We start from the raw sequence: 20,872 nt of genomic DNA, 5'->3' as shown, positions 1-20,872 counted from the left end.
ACCGCCGCAGCGTGTTCGACGGACTGCGTCAGGTTCCGGTGAGGGCGTCCACGATGAGCCGGGTGGTCCGTTCGGCTCGCCGTCGCGAGTAGGGCTGCGCGCCGGAGAGAATCGGATACACCACCCCGCCGACGATCGCGTCCGCCGCCGACTCGGCGGTGGCCTCGCTGACGTCGTCGGCCAGCAGCCGGGCCCGCACGCTGTCGTGCAGCGGCGCACTGAAACCGGCGCGCAGTTTGACGGCGGTGTCCTCATGCTCCATGCAGGCAACGGTCAGCGTGCGCAGCATGGCCGCACCCCGCGGCGTCGTCAGGCTTGTGAACAGCTTGCCCACCCAGCCGACCAGATCGGCGCTGAGGTTGCCGCTGTGGTTGACCGACGCGATCAGCTTGTCGGCGTCTTCCAGCATGACGTCGGCGACCAGCGCGGGGCGGGTGGGCCACCAGCGGTAGATGGTCTGCTTGCCGACACTGGCGCGCGCGGCGACCGCCTCGATGGTCAGCCCGTCGAAGCCGCGCTCGAGGAGCAGTTCCCGGGTGGCGGTGACGATCGCTGTGCGGGACTTCTCGCTGCGCCTCCTCGGCGAAGTCGCTTGCGCGTTCGCCGCGCTCAGATCGGTTGGCATCTGGTGGTCCTCGCTTCTGCGAACTGAAGATCGAAAGCCGGTAATCGGGCGCGCTTTACATATCCTGACTCGCGCCGGTACTCTTCCACAAGACGAGACGGTCCGTCTTGTAACGAAAGGATAGCAGTCCGTGCGGCCAACGCCAGTTACCTCTGGGCCGTCCTCGTGACCCTGGGACTGAGCCCGGAGCAGCAGGACCTCAGCGACGCCGTGGGCCAATTCGCCGCCCGGAACGCTCCGATTGCCGCGACGCGTGACAGCTTCGACGACCTTGCCGCAGGACGCGTGCCGAGATGGTGGGATGCGCTGGTTGCCAACGGTTTTCATGCGGTGCATCTGCCCGAAGACCTCGGCGGCCAGGGTGGACGGCCGATCGATGCCGCGTGCGTTCTCGAAGCGGCGGGCAAGTCGTTGTTGCCCGGACCGCTGCTGCCGACGGTCGCCGCCGGAGCCGTCGGGCTACTGGCCGACTCGACGCCGAGCGCAGAGTCGTTCCTGCGCGACCTCGCGTCCGGCAGCACCGCGGCGGTGGTGTTACCCGACGACGACGGCGGTCTGCAGGCCCGCGCCGAGGACGGGCACTGGGTGATCAGCGGCGCGTCACAGGTAACCCCGGGCGTCTGCGCGGCACGGGTCATCCTGGTCGGCGCCCGGACCCAGGACGCCGCAATCGTCTGGGCGCTCGTCGACCGCGAACGGCCCACGGCCACAGTCGAAGCCATTGCCGGCACCGATCTTGTCGGCGACGTCGGGATCCTGCGCCTCGCGGACTACCGGGCGCCGGAGGCCGATCTGCTCAGCGGCATCGACCCGGAGCGGGCACGCTGTGTGGTCGTCGGACTCGTCGCCACCATGACCGCCGGCATCGTCCAGTGGTGCGTGCAGGCTGTCACCGCGCATCTGCGCAGCCGGGAGCAATTCGGCAAGGTGATCGGTACCTTCCAAGCCCTGCAGCACAACGCGGCAATGCTTTTGGTGAACAGCGAGCTGGCCACCGCGGCCGCCTGGGACGCGGTACGCGCCGTGGACGAACCACTCGACCAGCACCGAATCGCCGCCGCCGGCGCGGCCGTCATCGCGATCTCGCCGGTCCCGGATTTGGTGCTCGACGCCCTGACGATGCTCGGCGCCATCGGCTTCACCTGGGAACACGACGTGCACCTGTACTGGCGGCGGGCGATCAGTCTGGCGGGATCGATTGGTCCGGCGAACCGCTGGGCGCGACGGCTGGGCGAGCTCACCTGCACCCAGACGCGCGACATGTCGGTGAACCTCGGCGACGCGGAATCCGAGTTCCGTGCCTGGGTCGCCGAGACGCTGGATGCGGCAATGCAATTGCGCAACGACACACCCGCGCCGCACGGCGACTACGCGGACCAGGCCTCCGGACCCCAGCGCACGTTGATCGCCGACGCGGGCCTGATGGCGCCGCACTGGCCGGCACCCTGGGGCGTCGGGGCGGATCCGTTGAAACAGCTCATCATCGACGAGGAGTTCGCCAAGCGGCCCGGGCTGGTCCGACCATCGCTGAACATCGCCGAGTGGATCCTGCCCTCGGTGATGGCTGCCGCACCAAAAGACCTGCAGGAAAAGATGATTCCGCCGACCCAACGCGGCGAGATTCACTGGTGCCAGCTGTTCAGCGAGCCGGGAGCGGGCTCCGACCTCGCGTCGCTGGCCACGCGGGCGACCAAGGTTGACGGCGGCTGGCGGATCAACGGCCACAAGATCTGGACATCGCTGGCGCAGTACGCCGACCTCGGTGCGCTTCTCGCGCGCACCGACCCCGAGGCCAGCAAGCACCGCGGCATCGGCTATTTCATCCTCGACATGCGATCCCCCGGGGTTCAGATCCAACCGATCAAGACGGCGACCGGGCAGGCACACTTCAACGAGGTGTTCCTCAACGACGTCTTCATTCCCGACGAGATGCTGTTGGGCGCGCCGACCGACGGTTGGAGCCTGGCGATCGCCACGATGGCCGAAGAGCGTTCCGCCATCGGGGGATACGTCAAGTTCGACCGGGCGGTCGCCCTGCGCCGGCTCGCCGCTCAACCCGGGCCCGACCGTGAGGACGCGTTGCGTGAGCTCGGCGAGCTCGACGCCTACACCAACGCGATCAGGGCGCTCGGGGTCCGCGAAACCATTCGGCTGCTCGACGGCCAGGCGTCCGGTCCGGCGTCCAGCATCGCCAAGGTGGCGATGAACGTGCTGTTGCGCCGCACCTTTGCCGCCACGCTGCAGTTGACCGGGCAGGTCGGGATGGTCGACGACCCCGACGCGGCCGTCGTGGAACCCTATCTGCACCTGCCGGCCGAGCTGATCGGCGGTGGAACCAGGGAGATCCAGCTGAACATCATCGCGCAGATGATCCTCGGCCTACCCCGAAAGTAAGGCACAGCATGGGATTGCGTGGAGAAGCCGCGATCGTCGGATACGTCGAGCTGCCGCCCGAGCGGCTCAATAAGGCCTCGTCCGCGCCGTTCGTCCTCGAACAATGGGCGGAGCTGAGCGCCGCCGCGCTCGAGGATGCGGGCCTGCCCGGCGACGTCGTCAACGGGATCGTCGCCTCACACCTTGCCGAGTCGGAGATCTTCGTCCCCTCCACGATCGCCGAATACCTGGGCGTGGGTGCACGATTCGCCGAGCACGTCGACCTGGGCGGGGCCAGCGCGGCCGCCATGGTGTGGCGAGCCGCCGCGGCCATCGAATTGGGGATCTGCGACGCGGTGCTGTGCGCGCTGCCGGCCCGCTACATCACGCCGATGTCGCCGAAGAAGCCCAAAGCCTACGGCGACGCGCTGTACTTCGGCTCGTCGAGCAACCAATACGGCTCTCCCCAAGCGGAATTCGAGATACCCTACGGCAACCTCGGCCAGAACGGGCCATACGGCCAGGTGGCCCAGCGCTATGCCGCGGTGCACGGCTACGACGAGCGCGCGATGGCCAAGATCGTCGTCGACACACGCACCAACGCCAACCACACCGACGGCGCGATCTGGAAGGACAAGCCGCTGACCGTCGAGGATGTGCTGGCCACTCCGGTCATCGCCGACCCGCTGCACATGCTCGAGATCGTCATGCCCTGCGTCGGCGGCGCCGCGGTCGTCGTCGCGAGCGCGGACCTCGCCAAGCGGTCGCGTCATCGCCCGGTGTGGATCAAGGGATTCGGCGAACACGTGCCGTTCAAGACCCCGACGTACGCCGAGGACCTGCTCAATACCCCGATCGCCGCCGCGGCGGACACCGCGTTCGCCATGACCGGCCTGAGTCGTGAACAGATGGACATGGTCTCCATCTACGACTGCTACACCATCACCGTCCTGCTCTCGCTAGAGGACGCCGGCTTCTGCGAGAAGGGCAAGGGCATGGAATTCGTCGCCAACCACGACATGACCTTCCGCGGCGACTTCCCCCTCAATACGGCCGGCGGGCAACTGGGCTTCGGTCAGGCGGGTTTGGCCGGCGGGATGCACCACGTGTGCGACGCCACCCGCCAGATCATGGGCCGCGCGGGGGCCGCGCAGGTCACCGACTGCAACCGGGCCTTCGTGTCCGGCAACGGCGGCATCCTGTCCGAGCAGACCACCCTGATTCTGCAAGGGGACTGACAGATGACGTTCGAACGACCGATGCCGGTGAAAACGCCTACCAGCGCACCGTTTTGGGATGCGCTGGGTGAGCATCGCATCGTCATTCAGTACTCGCCGTCGCTACAGTCCTACGTGTTCTATCCGCGGGTGCGCGCGCCGCGCACCCTGGCCGACGACCTGGAGTGGCGCGAGATCTCCGGAATGGGCACCCTGTACTCCTACACGGTGGCCCACCGGCCGGTCAGCCCGCATTTCGCCGATGCCGTGCCCCAGCTGCTCGCCATCGTCGAATGGGACGAGGGCCCAAGGTTTTCCACCGAACTGGTCAACGTCGAGCCGAATGCCATCCGGGTCGGAATGCGGGTGAAGCCGGTGTTCTGCGACTACCCCGAACACGACGTCACGCTGCTGCGTTACGAGCCCGCGGATTGATCTAGGTCGACGACCGCACCACCAGGCGAGCGATGTCGGTCAGCTCGGGAGACGGGGGCGCGGGGTGACCCAGCCGCTCGAAGACGGCGGCAAGCGCGGCGTCGGCAACCGCGCAGGGATCGAATTGCACGGTGGTCAGCGGCGGTGTGCTCACGACGCCCATCGGGCTGGCGTCGACGCCCATCACCGCGAGGTCGCCGGGACAGCGCAGGCGTGCCTGATGGATGCCGTACAGGACGAGGCAGGCGATCTCGTCGCTCTGCGCGCACACGGCGGTGACCCCGTCGCGCACCCAGCCGGTGACGACGTCGGCGGCGTTGTCCAGGGTGACCGCGTCGACCCGCACCGCGGGGAGGTCGCGCATCTGCGCCGCCCGCGAAACACCCTCGAACCAGTAGTCACCCAGCGGACGCCATCGGGCAATCCCGGTGTAGGCGAACGCGATTCGGCGGTGTCCGCGCTCGACCAGGTGATCGACCCGCATCTCGCCCACGGACAGATGCGGGTCCTTGAGCGCGGGCAGTGTTCCGATCTCGATGTGGGGAATGCCCGCGTTGGTCACCGCTTGGCGTGCGGCTGCGCTCAGGGGGAACAGGCTGGTGATCGCGACGGGGTCGAGATTCTCGATCGCGTCGACCACGTGCTGGTCGTCGTCGGTTTCGAAAATCTGCACCTGCAGGAAACCCTCGCGGGCCAGCGCGGTGGTCATCCGGCTGCCGGCCTGCATCGGCATCTCGCCCACGGCCACGTGGGGCACCACGTAGAGCACCACACCGCTTTTGCCGCGCGCCAGGTTACGGGCGGCGAGGTTGGGCCGATAGCCCAAAAGTTTGGCCGCGCGGTACACCGCGTCGCGGGTTTCCGGCGAGATGCGGCGGCCCCGCGCGTTGTTCAGCACATAACTCACCGTGGCGGTCGACACGCTGGCCAACCGGGCCACGTCGGCGGTGGTCGGACGCGCAGCTTTGTTGGTGCTCAACTTCCGTTACCTTCCGGGCCCGGTCATGCCCCATGGTGGCACGCGACGCGCAGAGGTATCGCGCCATATCGCACTGGGCGTTCGTGCCGCGGCAGCTCCCAAGGACTAATAGTCACTACTGCGGCCTGGGCGCGAGATTCCGGGCTGGACGGCTGCGCGCACCTGCACCGTTGCGCTCCAGTGGTTTAGCTCGTCAGCGCACCGCGACCGACGTTGACACTGTGATACACGACATTGTCTACTAGTCGATAACCGGCGACCGAGGAGCGCGGCATGAACAAGCACGATCTGATCCTGATCAGCGTGGACGATCACATCGCCGAGCCGGCCGACATGTTCGACGCGCACGTTCCCGACGCATACCGGGATCGCGCGCCCCGGGTGGTCCTCGAGCCGGACGGCGTCCAGCAGTGGTACTACGGCGAGATCCGGGGACGCAACATGGGTCTCAATGCCGTCGCGGGGAAACCGCGCGAGATGTACAACATCGACGCCTCACGCTACGACGAGATGCGGCCGGGCTGCTTCAACGTGGACGAGCGGGTGCGGGACATGAACGCCGGCGGCCAGCTGGCGGGGTTGAACTTCCCGAACTTCACCGGCTTCTCCGGTCAGGTGCTCAACCAGGGCCCCGACCGCGAAACGAACCTGGTGATGATCAAGGCCTACAACGACTGGCACGTCGACGAATGGTGCGGGGCCTACCCGGGCCGGTTCATCCCGTGCGGCATCCTGCCGCTGTTCGACGTGGCCGAGGCCGCCAAGGAGGTGAAACGGCTGGCCGACAAGGGTTGTCACGCCGTAACGTTCTCCGAGAACCCAGAGGCGCTGGAGATGCCCAGCATCCACACCACGTACTGGTACCCGCTGTTCGAGGCCGTTTGCGAAAACGACACGGTGCTGTGCACCCATGTCGGCTCGGCGTCGCGGTCTCCGCAGGTGTCGACCGACGCCCCGCCCAGCGTGCAGATGACCGCCTCGTCGATGATGAGCATGTTCACTTTCACCGAGCTGATCTGGGCGCAGTTCTGGGCCGACTTCCCGCAACTGAAGTTCTCGCTGACCGAGGGCGACGTCGGCTGGATCCCGTACTTCCTCTGGCGGGCTGAGCACGTCTACAACCGGCACTCGGGCTGGACGCTGGCGACCTTCCCACCCGGCTATGACGGACCCACCGACGTGTTCAAGCGGCACTTCTACACCTGCTTCATCAGCGACAAAGTCGGTGTGCGGAACATGGATTGGTTCAACGAGGACATGCTGTGCTGGGAGTCCGACTTCCCCCACTCCGACAGCAACTGGCCCTTCGCGCCGGAGGACATCGTCGCCACCATGGGCCACCTCGACGACTCGGTCATCGACAAGATCACCCACCAAAACGCCATGGCCGCATACTCCTTCGACCCGTTCCGATTCATCCCGAAGGAGCATGCGCGCGCCGGCTACCTGCGCGCGCAGGCCAGCGACGTCGACGTGGTCACCCACGTCGGCCGCAAGGCAAGTCAACGTGACCGTGACGCCTGGACGCGGATGACCCAGTTCGCCCTGCAGGCGCAGGCATCGGTGACGGTCGAGGCTCCCGATATTTCCGGGCGATCCGCCCGGCGTCGCGCCACCACCCTGGGCAACTGAGCGTGGGAGCCGAGGCGCCCTTCGCGGACTGGCGCGTGCTGGAGTTGTGCAACGGCCTGGCGGCGTCATACTGCGGCAAGATGTTCGTCGACGCCGGGGCCGAGGTCGTGAAAATTGAAGCGCCGCGGGGTGATTCGATGCGCGACTGGTCGGCCGGCGGGCCGCCCGGGGCGTTGTTCGGCTATCTGGCCGCCGGTAAGAAGTCCGTCGTCAATCACGGCCAGGCCGAGGTCGCATCGCTGCTGGCCGGCGCCGACCTGATAGTCACCGACCTCACCGACGGATGGACGCTCGACGCCATCAGCGCACACACCGCCGCGTCGGCCGTCGTGGTCGCCGTCACACCGTTTGGCACCACCGGCCCCTATGTCGAAAACCAGGTCATCGCCAACGAATTCATCCTCCAAGCGCTGTGCGGATCGATCGCCGGTCGCGGTTGGCCCGACGACGAACCCGTCCAAGCGGGTGGCCGGCTCGGTGAGTGGCTGGCGGGGACGTTCGCGGCGGCGGTGGCTGCGGCCACCGTCCGGCACGCGGCCCGAAGCGGCCGCGGTCAGGTCATCGACGTCTCGACGTACGAGGCCATGGCGATCGCCATGGGTGGCCTGTCCGCCATGTCGGCCAGCGTGTTGGGCGCCGATTCGCTGCTGCACGAACGCAGTTTGGAGCTGCCCTCGATCGTTCCGACGGCCGACGGCATGGTCGGGTTCTGCACCATCACCGCCCAGCAGTTCCAGGACTTCTTGGTGATGATCGAACGCGCGGATCTCGTCGGCGACGCCGAGCTGGCGTCGTTCACCGGGCGGGTGGAGCGCCGCGACGAGTTCCTGCGGATGGTCACCGAATGGACCGGGCGCCGGACCACCGAAGAGATCGTCGACCTCGCGGTGGCATTTCGAATTCCGGTGGCGCCCATCGCGACTCCCGAGATGCTTCCCAAGATCGACCACTTCGTGGAACGCGGCGTGTTCGTCGAATCACCGTCCGGGGTGCTGGCGCCGCGGGTGCCGTATCGCAGCGACGCGATGGCGACCGGCGCGCCCGCGGAACCGCCGCCACTCGGCGGCGACACCGGACGCGTGCGGTGGCCTGCGCGCCCCGAGTCGCCGTGTGGCGACGACGCCGACGCGCTGCCGTTGTCCGGCGTCCGGGTCACCGACTTCACCGCCTTCTGGGCCGGGCCGGTCGCCACCCAACTCTTGGGCGCCCTGGGCGCCGACGTCATCAAGATCGAGGGCGTGCGCCGACCCGACGGCATGCGGTTCTCCGCGGGCCGCCCGCCCGACTGGGACCAATGGTGGGAATGGGGCCCGGTGTTCTTGTGCAGCAACAACAACAAGCGGGGCGTCAGCGTCGAACTCGGCACCGAGGCTGGACGACAGCTCGCGCTCGGGCTCATCGCCGCGAGCGACCTCGTCGTCGAGAACTTCTCCCCCCGGGTGATGGCGAACTTCGGTCTGGAATGGGATGCGGTGCGCGCGGCCAACCCGCGGGCGATCATGGTCCGGATGCCCGCGTTCGGCCTCGACGGCCCGTGGCGCGACCGGGTCGGCTTCGCGCAGACGATGGAACAGGCGACCGGCATGGCGTGGATGACCGGGCACGCCGACGGCCCTCCGGTGATCCCGCGCGGGGTGTGCGACCCGATCGCCGGCCTGCACGCCGCCTTCGCCGCCGTCGCGGCGCTGGCGATCCGCGACCGCCACGGCAACGGAATGCAGGTGGAATCGACCATGGTCGAGGCCGCGCTGAATGTGGCGGCCGAAATGCTGGTCGAGTACTCGCGCAACGGAATCGCGATGCGCCGCAATGGGAATCGTGGGCCGGGTGCCAGCCCCCAGGGTGTCTATCGATGCCGCGGTGAGGACGAGTGGGTTGCGCTGGCGGCTTTGGACGGCGCCGCCCGGGCGTCGCTGGCCGGCCTGCTCGGCCAGCCCGCGCTGGGGGAATCCGGCTGGGCGGAACGGGCGGACGACGTCGACAAACTGGTCTCCGCCTGGGCCGCGGGGCAATCGGTGTCCGAGGCGGTCGAGGCGCTGCGCGGGGCCGGTTTGGCCGCCGCACGGGTCACACCGGCCGCGGCGCTGCTCACCGATCCGCAGCTGCGGGCCCGCGGCTTCTGGGAGACGGTCGACCATCCCGTAGCGGGCTCGTTCCTGTGCACCGGAATGCCTTTCGCGTTCCTCGGCAGGCCGCGGCGCTGGATCCGGCGGGTGCCGCCGCTCTATGGCCAGCACACCGATGAGGTGCTGACCGAGGTCCTCGGGCACGACCGGGACGACCTGGCGGCCTTGCGGCGGTCGGGAACCATCAGCGCCCGGCCGGCGGGACTGTGACATGGCGGTCAGTCTGTGCGTGCCGCCCCGGGCCGGGGAGCTGTGTGCGCCGGTGCGATTCTTGGTGCGTCAGGACTCCGTGGTGATGGAGCTGACGGCACGGCACCGCATCACCAGCGTCGAATGGGACGACGACGAGCATGCGGTCGCGATGGTCGTCGAGGTCACCGACCCGCAGACGGCACGGCCGGTGGACGTGCGAATCGATGTCATGGAGCCGGGCGCTGTGCCCGCCAACTCACGGGCCACGACGATCGGGACCATCACGCGCGGCGGGCGTGAATACGACGTCATGGGAACGTATTTGGGAGTTGTCGCGGATGAGAACTAGCCCGACCACGCGCACCGCGGCGATCGTCGGCGTGCACAACACCCGGCAGGGACGCCGCCTGGACGGCGAAACCTCGCGCGGCCTGGCGATCAAGGCGATTGTTGGCGCGTTGGACGATGCGGGCCTGACCCTCGACGACGTCGACGGCATCAGCGCGAGCCCGCACTCGACGTCGCTTATCTATGACCTGCGGATCGGGCCGGCCTGGCAGGGCCTGGCTTTCGGCGTCGGTATGATCACCGAAGCCGTCACCGCCATCGAGCACGGCATGGCCGACGTGGTGGTGCTGGTCGCGGCCCAGGCCGGCGAGTACCGGGATCACGAGGCCACCGCGCCCTGGACCCGGCCCGAAAACGAATTCGTCGCCCCCTGGGGCATGTTCACCACCGCCGAGTTCGCACTCATCGCGCGGCGTCACATGCATGTCTATGGCACGACGCGCGAACAACTTTCGATGGTGGCGGCCACCATTCGCAACAACGGCTCGCGCAACCCCGAGGCCGTGTACTACGACCGTGGGCCGTTCAGCCCGGAGGACATCACCGCGTCCCGGCCCATCGCCGACCCGTTCCATCTGCTGGACTGCGCCACCACCTCCGAGGGTGGGTGTGCTTTGGTCGTGGCCAACATCGATGCCGTCGACGTTGCGGGCCAACCGATCTACGTGCTCGGCAGCGGCGCGGACTTCCACGGCCCGTCCTACCAGCATCCGCCCGCGTACGACCTCGCCGGCCGGCGCGGGGATCACCTCAACGGTGTAGTGGGCCGGCGCGCCGCGGAGTGCGCGTTCAACCACGCCGGGCTGCGCCGCGACGACGTCGACGTGCTGGAACTCTACGATCCGTTCTCCTTCGAAATCATCCGTCAACTCGAGGCTTTCGGGTTGTGCGGGGACGGCGAGGGCGGCCCGTTCGTCGCCGATGGTCATATCGGCATCGACGGCAGCCATCCGATCACCACCGACGGGGGGACCATGTCGTTCAGCCACGCGGGAGCCAACCCGCAGATGATGCAGCGCGCGATCCGCGCGGTGCAACAGCTGCGCGGGCAAGCCGGCGACCTTCAGGTCCCCGACGCCCATGTCGCGTTGTGCAGCAACGGGGGAGCGGGGGCCCTGTTCACGACCGTGCTGATCCTGGGAGACGAACCACGATGACCTCCGACCCGTTGCGGCCTCAGACCGGACCCGTCCCGCACGCGAGCAGCCACGTCAGCGGCCCGTTCTGGGAGGGATGCCGGTCCCACGAGCTGCGCTACCAGCGCTGCGCGGCTTGCGGATCGGCGAACTTCCCGCCGACCGAGCATTGCCGCCAGTGCCTTTCGGAGGACATCAGCTGGCAGCGGGGCAGCGGGCGTGGCGAAATTTACAGCTGGACCGTCGTATATCGGCCGGTCACAGCGGAATTCGAGCCGCCCTACGCCCCGGCCATCATCACCCTGGACGAGGGCTACCAGATGCTGACCAATGTCGTCGGCGTGGCGCCCGAGGATCTCGAGGTAGGCCTGCGGGTGCGCGTGGAGTTCCACGCCACCGGGCCCGACGTGATGCTGCCCTACTTCACCGGCGCGCAGACGGACAGCTCGTGAGCCCCAGGACCGCTAACGGCCTGCCGGTCACGGCCTACCTGGTGCTGGGGGTGCTGGCGGCCAACGACGAGCGACTCACCGCCGGCGAGATCAAGATGCGCGCGGAACTGTCGGTCGGTCACTTCTATTGGTCCCCGTCGGTCAGTCACGTGCGGCGCGAACTGACCCGTCTGCTGCAGCGGGGGATGGTCAGCGAGACCGGCGCGCAATCCGGCAAGCGTGCGATCACCTTGTACGAGACCACCGATGCCGGCCTCGACGCGCTGCGTCGCTGGGTCCAGCACTTCCCGGGCCAGGACCAGGTGGTCATCAAGCATCCGGTCATCCTGAAGACCTGGCTGGCCCGCGGCCAGGACCCCGAACACGTCCTCGACACCCTGGAGCGCCACCTCGACGCGACCCGGGCCCGGCTGGACGAGGCACTGTGGTCGCGGCAGCGGTCGGTCGATCTCGGCATCACGAACGACCCCGAGCAGCGCTACTCCTTTGCCGTGTTGGACTACGCGATTCGCGGGCTGTACGCGGAGATCTCCAACATCTCGCAACTGCGCGACGAGATCGCCGGCGGCACAGCCCGAGACCCGGTCAAACGGGTGCGACGGTCGAAGGGCCAGATCCGCCGCCGGGCACCGAGGAACCCGGGGTAGCCGCGTAGGCCGTGCCCCGGGGTTCGCGCTCCCACAGCACCTCGTCCGCCCCGACGTCCGTTCCCTGAGCGATCAGCTGGCGCTTGAGCACCTTGTGCGTTGCGGTGCTGGGCAGGTCGGGGGCGATGCGGACGTAGCGCGGGCGCGCCTTCGGGGACAGGTCGGGCTGTGCGTCCAGGAACGCTTCGAATTCGGCGGGTGCGATCCTCTGGCCGTCGTTGAGGACGATCGCTGCCATCACCTGGTCGCCGACGTGGTCGTCCGCGACGGCGTACACGGCGACACGGCTGATAGCGCCGTGACGCAACAGGATTCGCTCGATGGGGGCGGCGGCCAGGTTCTCGCCGTCCACCCGCATCCAGTCGGCCGTGCGCCCGGCAAGGTAAATCCAGCCGTCGGCGTCGCGGTAGGCCAGGTCGCCGGACCAGTACATGCCGTGGCGCATACGTTCGGCGTTAGCGTCCGGATCGTTGTAATAACCGGTGAAGAAACCCGAGCCCGCCGTGTTGACCAGCTCGCCGATCGCCTCGTCGGGGTTGGCAAGCGCCCCGTCGGCGTCGAACCGGGCCACCGCACATTCGGTCACGGTGTCGCTGTGGTAGATCGCGATGCCGTCCATGCCCTTGCCGATGGATCCCTTGGGGGTGCCTTCCTCGCGGATCACGATGACGGCATTCTCTGTGGAGCCGAAGCCGTCCTCGACCTGCACACCGAAGCGGCGGCCGAATTCGTCGATGTCCTTGTCGTTGGCCTCGTTACCGAAGGCCACCCGCAGGGGGTTGTCGGCGTCGTCGTCGCGTTCCGCGGTGGCCAGGATGTAGGCCAGCGGCTTGCCGACGTAGTTCATGTAGGTAGCGCCGTAGCGGCGGATGTCGTCGAGGAAACTGCTCGCCGAGAACTTCGCCGGCACCATCGCGGCACCGGAGCACACCGCGGGCGCCCATCCGGCGACGACGGCGTTGGAGTGAAACAGCGGCATCGAGACGTAGCAGGTGTCGCGTTCGGTGAGGGCGAAACGCTGGACCAGATTGAGACCGGCGAACGTCGCCATGAGGTGGGATACCTGCACCGCCTTCGGGTTTCCGCTCGTCCCGGAGGTGAAGATCATCATGAAGGCGTCCGCCGCGGTGACCTCGCGGTGCGGCTTCAGATCCCCTGCGGCGTCGACGAATTCGCTCCACTGCGGCGTCGAGGAGTCGAGGATCTGCGTTGCGCCGAGATCCAAGCCGTCCAGCAGCGGCCGGTGTTCGGCGTCGGTGACGACAAACTGGCAGTCGGCGCGCCGAACGTCGGCCGCCAGCGCCTCACCGCGCCGGGTGGTGTTCAGGCCGCACAGGACGTAGCCGCCCAGCCCCGCCGCCGCCATCTGGCTGACCATCTCGGGCGTGTTTCCCAGCAGGGCGCCGATGTGCATCGGCCGCTGCGGGTCGGCGGCGGCCAACAGTGCGGCGGCCCGCGCGGCGGCGCCCGTCAGGTATTGACGCCAAGTCCATTGAATATCGCGGTATTTCACCGCGATTCCAGCATCGGATGAGCGGGTGCGCAGCAGCGCTTGAATCGTGTCGTCAGCCATCCGTTTGGATCCACCCTCACTCCGCTCGCCCTACGAGACGAGACGGTCCGTCTTATAGTAGCGGGCGGCCCGGCGCCGCGGTAAGTACCCTGCCGCCTTGCACCACCCCTGTGTTGTGAAGTTTTCATACTTATTTCGCTCACGATTCCGTTTCGGGGACCGCGTGTATCGCGAGGCCGTTGAGGTCGAACGGCCATCATTGGCTCATGCTGTTCGAGTTGCACAGGTCGCTGCTCCTGCTCAGGAATCGCGCGCGGGAATTTCGTCGTGAACTCTCACAATCGCGATCGGCGGACTTGTCCGGCCGGCGGTACCAGGCCGGATCGCCAGCGCCGAAGGACGACGGCCAAAATTGATGCGCGGCCGCGCTATCCACCCACCATCATCAACCCGCCATCCACGGCCAGCAGTTGGCCGGTGATGAAACCCGAGCCGGGTCCGGCCAGGAACACCAGCATCGGACCGACGTCGCGGGCGGGATCGCCCGACGTGCCGCCGAGCGGGATCATCATTTGCATCTGCTGGTCGATCAGCGCCGCGGCGTCCGGGCCGAGGAACTCGCGCAGCCGGTCGGCACCGGCGGTCTGCACCGCGGGCGCAAGGGCGTTGACGGTGATGTTGTCGGCGGCCCAGGCTTTGGCGGCCGATCGCGTCCACGCCTGCACCGCGCCCTTGGTCGCGGCGTAGACGGCCGAGATCGGGCTGCCCATCACGGCTTCCGAGGAGCCGAAGTTGATGATGCGCCCGCCCTTGGGTTCCTGGTCCTTCATCACCGCGTATGCGGCCTGGTTGGTGAGGATGGTCGCCTTGATGTTGGTGTCCAACAGAAACGAGATGTCGTCGGCGCCGATGTAGCCGGGAACGCCCGCCTGCCACAACCCCGCGGCGTTCACCAACACGTCGAGACCACCGAAGCGCTGGGCGGCCGCACCGACCATCGCCGCGACCGCCTCGGCCTCGCGCACGTCGCACTGCAACCACTCGGCGGCGAGGCCCTCCGGCGGTGGTGTCTGGTGATAGGTCGCCGCGACCTGGGCTCCCGCCGCCGTGAGGACTTCGACGGCGGCCGCGCCGATGCCGGTGGCGCCGCCGGTGACCAGGATTCGCCGGCCGAGCAGGGGAGGCGTCGAATCTGACATGCGTTGACGCTACCGCGAGCGGCGGGATCCGCCGCGGTGGCGTCGGGCCGGCCGGTCGGTCAGGCGCGGACCGCGATCGTCGAGAGCAAGTCGGCGAGCCGGTCCGGCTGATCGACCATGGAAAAGGTTCGGGCCCCCGCGATGACTTCGAGGCGGGCGTTGGGAATGGTCGCGGCCAGCCTCGCCCCGTCTTCCTGCTCGAAGAACACGTCGTCGGCCGACCACGCGATGAGCGTCGGCTTGTCGAAGTCGTACAGCCGGGCCGCCACCGTCGTGGTCACCTCGGTGCGCATCGAAAGCGTGAACTGGCGCAGGTCTTCGGCGATGCGCGGGTCGGAGAGCCCCGGCTGCACCCAGGCCTCGGTGAGGGCGTCGATGTTGCGATGCGCCAGCCCGTCGAACGCGCGCTTGCGCGCCGCCGGCAGCCGCATGGCCTGTGCGGCGGCCCGAAAGGTCGGCTTGGTCTTCGCCGCCAGAATGACCGGCTTAAGGATTGGCGGCGGAAAGTGTTCGAACGCATCGCAACTCGTGAGCACCAGCGCACCCAGCCGCTCGCGATGGTGCACGGCCACCAGCTGGGTGACGACGCCGCCGGTGTCATTGCCGACCAGCACCACGTCCCGCAGGTCCAGCGCGTCGAGTACCTCGGCGACCATGCCGGCGACACCGCTGATGGTCCGGTCGGCGCCGCGGCGCAGCGGCTCCAGATGCGCGCCCAACGGCCAGGTCGGCGCGATGCAGCGCAAACCACGGGCGGCCAGGCGCTCGCTGACTTGGCGCCACAGCTGCCCGCCCATCATGTACCCGTGCACGAAGACCACCGGCCTGCCGTCCTCGGGTCCGGTTGCTTCGTAATGGATGGTTCCGGCACTAATGTCGATCGTCGACATAGCAAACTCCTAGTTCAGAGATACACTTACAAACAGGCTGCCTGTTCGTAAGTTACCAACAGGTTGTATGGAAAGCAAGAGACGGACCCAGGAAGAGCGCTCCGCGGCGACCCGCGACGCGCTGATTGCGGCTGCCCGCAAGCTGTGGGGGCTGCGGGGCTACGCCGACGTGGGCACGCCGGAGATCGCCACCGCGGCCGGGGTCACCCGGGGCGCGATGTATCACCAATTCGCCGACAAGGCAGCGCTATTCCGCGAGGTCGTCGAAGTCGTCGAGCAGGATGTGATGGCGCGGATGGCCGTCGTTGTGGCCGAATCCGGGGCCGCCACGCCGACCGAGGCGGTCAGGGCCGCGGTCGACGCATGGCTCGAGGTTTCCGGCGATCCCGAGGTGCGCCAGCTGATCCTGCTGGATGCGCCGAGCGTGCTCGGCTGGGCCGAATTCCGTGATGTCGCACAGCGATACAGCCTCGGCATGACCGAGCAGATGCTCAGCGAGGCCATTCGGGCCGGCGAACTGGCCGAGCAGCCGGTGCGGCCGTTGGCGCACGTGCTGATCGGTGCGCTCGACGAGGCGGCGATGGTGATAGCCACCGCCGACGACCCGCAACGGACCCGTCGAGAAATCGGTCAGGTGTTGCACCGGCTCATCGACGCGATGTTCGACGCGCGGTGAGGGCTGTGGCCAATGAACCAAAGTCTATCGCGTAGGTTGTCAATGCCCTTGCCGCAGTGCATGAGTCGCGGACGCCTTGGTGAACTGGCTGATAGCATCGGCCGCCACTTCGGCGCCGTCGCGCCGTCGGATCTCCGCCCCGAAGAGCGCAGCCGCTTCCCGGTAGGTCGGGTCCTGCAACACCTTGCCGATCGCCGCACGGATGCGCCGCACGTCAGCGTGTTTGCGCAGCAGGATCCCCGCACCGAGGCGTTCGATGGCGGCACCAACGCGACGCTGGTCGATCAGCGTGTTGGCGGGCAGGATCACCAGTGGCACACCAAAAGACAGCGCCCGCATGGCCGTGCTGTGCCCGCCGTGGCCGACGACCAGGGAGGCGGTGGCCAGAACCTCGTCGTGGTCCAGCCAGGCGTGCAGCGACGAGTTCGCCGGCACGCGCAGCCCGGCTGAGTTGATGGCAGGTCCGACCGTTACCGTCGCGCGCACGGGCAGGGGTTCGATGGCGTCGAGGATCCTTTGCAGCATGCGCCGCTGCCCCGCATAGGCGACGGTGCTCAGGCTGACCAGAATCCGGGGCTCCGGCAGCGGGGTCGCCGCAGCCGGAATGCCTTGCCAGACAACGCCGACATGTCGGACCGCGGGCGCGCCCCGCACCGGGTCGAGTTCGGCGCGGGCGGTGACGATGTGGAGCGCGCCGGTTCGCTCGAGGTGGTCGGCCGGGGTGCCCTTGAGGCGCAGCAGCCATCCGATCGGGCCGGCGGCGAGGTCTTGCAGGGTCCGATGAAAGTAATGTCCGAACACCACTGTTGGGAAGCCTTGCGCCGCAACCTCGTAAATGGCCGCGGTCAGTAGCACGTCGACCACCACCACGTCGGCGTGGTACCGGCGTGCGGCTCGCACCGCCTCCCGGCCCAGCCGGCGGTCCATCGCGACCCGGACCATGCTGGCCATCATGCCAAGCAGCGGCCGCTGCACCGTCGGATCGAAATGTGTTGCGGGCGTGAAGGCCTCGAATCCGAACCCGTCGGCCTCAACGCGCTGACGCACGCCGTGGTGACCGAGGAAACGAACCTCGGCGCCGCGGGCGCGCAGCGCCCGGGCGACCGCCAGCTCCGGCGGAATGTTGCCGCCGCCGTCGAATACGACGAACAGAACCTTCATGGCGCCGCCCGCGCGCCGGCGCCCTGTGACACCGTGAGTACGCCGTCGATCATCAGCAGCATGCGGTTGCGGACCTCGGCGACGGTCAAACCCCGGTCGCGCCGAAGCAGCTTCCAGCCGTATACGTCGGTGGCCACGACCAGCGCATCGATGATCCGATCCCGTTCGATGGGTTCGAGGGGCAACTCGGTGCCGAACACTTCCTCCACCCACTCGCGATGCAGGGTTCGTCCCGCCTCGCACATCAGCCGCGCTCGCGGATCGTCATCTTCCTCGGCGAGCAGGCCGAGCACCATGTCCCCGCGCGCCTCGTAGTGTTCGATCAGCACCGTCATCGCCGTTTCAAGGTCGCCCGGTGGCGGGACTCTTTCGGCCAGCACGGCTTGGCGGACAGCCAGATACGCCGCCTCGATCAGCGATTCGCGGCTGCCGAAATGCCGAAGCACCGTCTTCACCGTGACACCGGCGCGCTCGGCGACCGTGCCCAGCGTGATACCCAGAGAGCGTTCCGCTACGACCGCATCGATGGCCGCCTCCACGATGGCGTTGCGGGTAGCCGCCGTCGACTCCTTGCGAGCTCGCATGTCGTAGCGTCGCGATTTCGTGTCCATGATGATGTACATCAAACCACCATTTGATGTCCCCCGCAATAGACATCAACTTGCGGACGATTGGGGAACCAGCATCGCGACGCGTGGCTGAAACGGCCGAACTCAACAGGCCGGACGGGAAGTGCGCGGCCTCTCGCCGCTACGGGGTTTTGAGAAAGACGTCGTTGAGCGTGACGGTGCGCAGGTTCCGATCGCGGATGAAGTCGACGAGCTGCGGATAGACGTGCGTGACCGGCAGATGGTTGAGGTGCCCGATGACGATGGCCTGCGGTGTGAAGTACTGATCGGCCATCTGCACGATGTACTCCTCGGTGATCAACGTCGAGTCCGACAGCGACCCCGACCACAGGGTGGGGACCTTGTAACCGAGGTCGGCGGCCACCGCGTCCACGGTGGCGTTGCGCTTCGCGTAAGGCGGCCGCCAATACGGCTTCGCGCCGATGCCGTAGGTATTCTTCAAAAACGCGTCATTGCGCGAGAGCTGTTCGGCTACTTGCTCTTTCGTCAGCGTGGTCATGTCCGGGTGCGACCAGGTGTGGTTGCCGAGCTGGATCTGCCCGCTGTCCACCAATGGCCGAAGCAGGTCCAGGTTCTCGGTCCACGAGTCGTAGATCCCGTTGACGAAGTAGGTCAGCCGTATGCCGGTGTCCTTGGCGAACTGCGTGTAGGCGCGCACCACCTCGCTGTTGACGCCGTCGTCGACGGTCAGGGCGAGCAGGTCGCCCTCGCCCGGGATTTTCATCAGGGCACCGCCACCGGGCAGCGGGATGCGGGCACTGAGCGGCGGGGGCGGCAACAGGGCCTGCGGGGCGGCCGGGCCGGAGGCCGGTATGTCGGCCGCGGGGGCTTGGGCAAACGTGCGGGGCTGCGGATCGACGATGAGCCGCGCGGCGCCTACGCCGGCGACGACTGACGCGGCGAGCGATCCAAGGAACTGGCGGCGGTTCATGGCAGACAAGCGAACGCGTCGATCAACTGATCACGCGGTGACAGAAATGGCGAATTCGGCCCGAATAGTCGCCCGGTTATTGTCGCGCGCTGCGCATTACGCCGATCCCCGCAGGAACCGCCGTTGGTGCACAACATCGAGGCCACAGCCGCGAACCGTACCATTCGCTGCGCCCGAATGTCGGCTCCGTTACGGGAGGGTCAGCTGTGAATTCTCATCGATCGGGATTATCACCGGTGAACGGGAGCCGATCGCGGAATCAATGCGGTTCCCCGACGGCGGCCCGTTGCGGCAGTTGCACCGGTTCGACGTTGGGCGTGCCCAGCGTCGAGGCCAGCCAGGGCAGTGCCGTGGCAAACGCCTGGGCGGCGAACGGCCAGTCGTGCTTGCCGGGCTGTGTAACAACCGCGCAGGCGATCCCGTGGGCGGTTCCGGCGGCGCACAGCGCGTTGGCGGCGGCGTCCTGTCCTTCCGGGTTCGCGGCCGGATCGGCGGTGGCGGCGCTGAGGGTGGGGCTGGCTTCCTCGGCGACGTTGCGGGCCTCCGACGACGAGGGAACGTCGAACCATCCCGATAGCCCGGTGTAGTGGCCATGCCGGTTCATGACGGTGATCGGGTCGAAGTCGGCCCATGCGGCGGTGTTGCCGCCGAACAGCTTGGCCAGGGTGGCCTCTTTGGAACCGATGCTGGGCCCGCGATCACCGGCGATGTCCACGAACGCGCTGAACAACTCCGGATGCATGACGGCCAGGTCGACGGCGCAGGTACCACCCATCGACCATCCGGCGACCCCCCAGTTCGCCCGGTCCGGACTTACGCCGAAGTTCGACACCATGAAGGGCTCGATGTCCTTCGTCAGGTGGTCGGCGGCATTGCCCCGGGCGCCGTTGACGCACTCGGTGTCGTTGTCGAATGAGCCGGTGGGATCGACGAACACCAGCACCGGGGAGAACCCGTGATGGGCGGCGGCGAAATCGTCGATCGCGGTGAATGCGCCGCCGGGACCCAGCCAGTCCGCCGGGGTGTTGAAGGCGGAGCCGATCATCATGACCGTCGGCAGCCGGGGTGGGGGATTGCTGTTGAACCATGCCGGAGGCAGATAGACCAATTCCCGGCGGTGGGCGAAGTGGGAGCCCGAGGGGGCGTTGTCGGCGATGTCGACCGGCACCACCACGCCCTTGGCCGGCCTGGTTCCGGCGACCTGCATCTCGGTGACCCGCAGCCGGTCGATCTGGTCGGGCAACGGGGCCGACGTCAGCTGATTCCACGCGGCGAGCACGGTGGGGAAGTAGCCGACCCATCCGTTCAGGGCCAGTCCCGCGCACAGGACGCACAGCGGCACCGAGAGCACCGCGAGACCGCGGCGCCACCAGCGGGTGCCGGGCCAGCCCACCAGCGTGACCGCGGCGGCCAACCCGCCCAACGCGATCCAGAGCCACAGCGCGGTCGGCGCCGGATCCCCGGCCACCCCGAGCGAGGTGATGTACCAGTACGCCAGCGCGGTCACCGCGACGGCCGCGACCAGCGCCACGGGTAGCACCAGCTTCAGCCAGCGCCGCGAACGCCAACGGATCGCGACGAGCAACGCGAGCAGCGCCAGGCCCTGCACGGCCGGCGGAAACCAGCCGTGCAGCAGGGACAGCTGTCCGAAGAACTGCTCCAACGGTCGTGACCTCTGCTAGATCGATTCGCTGCGCGCGGTGAGGTGAGT

The 20,872-nt window shown here is 67.9% G+C and carries 19 protein-coding genes; 10 read left to right on the top strand and 9 right to left on the bottom strand.

The annotated features are described in order from the left end of the window. Positions 1-28: 28 nt before the first annotated feature. A complete protein-coding gene (locus AC5Y4T_RS08825) occupies positions 29-625 on the bottom strand; it encodes a TetR/AcrR family transcriptional regulator (protein WP_499952737.1) in 597 nt (198 codons plus the stop codon). Positions 626-790: 165 nt separating this feature from the next. Between AC5Y4T_RS08825 and AC5Y4T_RS08820 the strand changes: the two genes are divergently transcribed. The 3 genes from AC5Y4T_RS08820 to AC5Y4T_RS08810 are packed head-to-tail and all read left to right on the top strand — an operon-like array spanning position 791 to position 4,650. Continuing rightward, positions 791-3,019: an acyl-CoA dehydrogenase family protein gene (locus AC5Y4T_RS08820; protein ID WP_499952736.1), complete on the top strand. Its 2,229-nt coding sequence runs from the start codon at positions 791-793 to the stop codon at positions 3,017-3,019. An 8-nt stretch (positions 3,020-3,027) separates the two neighbouring features. Then, positions 3,028-4,236 carry a thiolase family protein gene (locus tag AC5Y4T_RS08815; RefSeq protein WP_499952735.1) on the top strand — a complete coding sequence of 403 codons (1,209 nt, stop codon included), beginning with the start codon at positions 3,028-3,030 and terminating at the stop codon, positions 4,234-4,236. A gap of 3 nt (positions 4,237-4,239) precedes the next feature. Then, on the top strand, positions 4,240-4,650 hold the full coding sequence (locus tag AC5Y4T_RS08810; RefSeq protein WP_499952734.1) for a Zn-ribbon domain-containing OB-fold protein: 411 nt from the start codon (positions 4,240-4,242) through the stop codon (positions 4,648-4,650). A gap of 1 nt (position 4,651) precedes the next feature. On the opposite strand, the gene AC5Y4T_RS08805 is transcribed toward AC5Y4T_RS08810, so the two are convergent. Continuing rightward, positions 4,652-5,629 (bottom strand): LacI family DNA-binding transcriptional regulator, encoded by a 978-nt coding sequence (locus AC5Y4T_RS08805; protein WP_499952733.1) that lies wholly within the window; start codon positions 5,627-5,629, stop codon positions 4,652-4,654. Positions 5,630-5,902: 273 nt separating this feature from the next. Between AC5Y4T_RS08805 and AC5Y4T_RS08800 the strand changes: the two genes are divergently transcribed. Genes AC5Y4T_RS08800 through AC5Y4T_RS08775 form a run of 6 tightly spaced genes read left to right on the top strand, consistent with a single transcriptional unit; the run spans position 5,903 to position 12,162 of the window. Beyond that, on the top strand, positions 5,903-7,261 hold the full coding sequence (locus AC5Y4T_RS08800) for an amidohydrolase family protein (protein ID WP_499952732.1): 1,359 nt from the start codon (positions 5,903-5,905) through the stop codon (positions 7,259-7,261). A 2-nt stretch (positions 7,262-7,263) separates the two neighbouring features. Then, positions 7,264-9,597, top strand: coding sequence for a CaiB/BaiF CoA-transferase family protein (locus AC5Y4T_RS08795; RefSeq protein ID WP_499952731.1), 2,334 nt, complete (start codon positions 7,264-7,266; stop codon positions 9,595-9,597). A 1-nt stretch (position 9,598) separates the two neighbouring features. Further along, a complete protein-coding gene (locus AC5Y4T_RS08790; protein WP_499952730.1) occupies positions 9,599-9,928 on the top strand; it encodes a hypothetical protein in 330 nt (109 codons plus the stop codon). After that, complete coding sequence (locus AC5Y4T_RS08785) at positions 9,918-11,084, top strand: thiolase family protein (RefSeq protein WP_499952729.1); 1,167 nt, start codon at positions 9,918-9,920, stop codon at positions 11,082-11,084. The genes AC5Y4T_RS08790 and AC5Y4T_RS08785 overlap by 11 nt, the downstream gene beginning before the upstream one ends. Further along, complete coding sequence (locus AC5Y4T_RS08780; RefSeq protein ID WP_499952728.1) at positions 11,081-11,515, top strand: Zn-ribbon domain-containing OB-fold protein; 435 nt, start codon at positions 11,081-11,083, stop codon at positions 11,513-11,515. Before AC5Y4T_RS08785 ends, AC5Y4T_RS08780 begins: the two co-directional genes overlap by 4 nt. After that, positions 11,512-12,162 (top strand): PadR family transcriptional regulator, encoded by a 651-nt coding sequence (locus AC5Y4T_RS08775; protein ID WP_499952727.1) that lies wholly within the window; start codon positions 11,512-11,514, stop codon positions 12,160-12,162. Before AC5Y4T_RS08780 ends, AC5Y4T_RS08775 begins: the two co-directional genes overlap by 4 nt. On the opposite strand, the gene fadD1 is transcribed toward AC5Y4T_RS08775, so the two are convergent. From fadD1 to AC5Y4T_RS08760, 3 genes are all read right to left on the bottom strand, one after another. After that, a complete protein-coding gene (gene fadD1, locus AC5Y4T_RS08770) occupies positions 12,101-13,735 on the bottom strand; it encodes a fatty-acid--CoA ligase FadD1 (protein WP_499952726.1) in 1,635 nt (544 codons plus the stop codon). The two genes, AC5Y4T_RS08775 and fadD1, sit on opposite strands and share 62 nt — an antisense overlap. A gap of 368 nt (positions 13,736-14,103) precedes the next feature. Then, entirely contained in the window at positions 14,104-14,874 is a 771-nt protein-coding gene (locus AC5Y4T_RS08765) for an SDR family NAD(P)-dependent oxidoreductase (RefSeq protein WP_499952725.1), read from the bottom strand. Between the two features lie 59 nt (positions 14,875-14,933). Next, on the bottom strand, positions 14,934-15,764 hold the full coding sequence (locus AC5Y4T_RS08760) for an alpha/beta fold hydrolase (RefSeq protein WP_499952724.1): 831 nt from the start codon (positions 15,762-15,764) through the stop codon (positions 14,934-14,936). Positions 15,765-15,831: 67 nt separating this feature from the next. Between AC5Y4T_RS08760 and AC5Y4T_RS08755 the strand changes: the two genes are divergently transcribed. Further along, positions 15,832-16,440, top strand: a complete 609-nt coding sequence (locus tag AC5Y4T_RS08755; protein WP_499952723.1) for a TetR/AcrR family transcriptional regulator — start codon at positions 15,832-15,834, stop codon at positions 16,438-16,440. Positions 16,441-16,479: 39 nt separating this feature from the next. Here AC5Y4T_RS08755 and AC5Y4T_RS08750 read toward each other — a convergent pair whose 3' ends face one another. From AC5Y4T_RS08750 to AC5Y4T_RS08735, 4 genes are all read right to left on the bottom strand, one after another. After that, positions 16,480-17,601 (bottom strand): glycosyltransferase, encoded by a 1,122-nt coding sequence (locus tag AC5Y4T_RS08750; protein ID WP_499952722.1) that lies wholly within the window; start codon positions 17,599-17,601, stop codon positions 16,480-16,482. Then, positions 17,598-18,224 carry a TetR/AcrR family transcriptional regulator gene (locus tag AC5Y4T_RS08745; RefSeq protein WP_499952721.1) on the bottom strand — a complete coding sequence of 209 codons (627 nt, stop codon included), beginning with the start codon at positions 18,222-18,224 and terminating at the stop codon, positions 17,598-17,600. The genes AC5Y4T_RS08750 and AC5Y4T_RS08745 overlap by 4 nt, the downstream gene beginning before the upstream one ends. A gap of 127 nt (positions 18,225-18,351) precedes the next feature. Next, complete coding sequence (locus AC5Y4T_RS08740; protein WP_499917496.1) at positions 18,352-19,161, bottom strand: polysaccharide deacetylase family protein; 810 nt, start codon at positions 19,159-19,161, stop codon at positions 18,352-18,354. 259 nt (positions 19,162-19,420) lie between these two features. Then, on the bottom strand, positions 19,421-20,824 hold the full coding sequence (locus AC5Y4T_RS08735; protein ID WP_499952720.1) for an alpha/beta hydrolase: 1,404 nt from the start codon (positions 20,822-20,824) through the stop codon (positions 19,421-19,423). Between the last annotated feature and the right edge of the window lie 48 nt (positions 20,825-20,872).

This window comes from Mycobacterium sp. NGS11, from assembly GCF_059813315.1.
The sequence above is the reverse complement of the archived record's forward strand: the minus strand, read 5'-3'. Positions and strand labels throughout refer to the sequence as shown.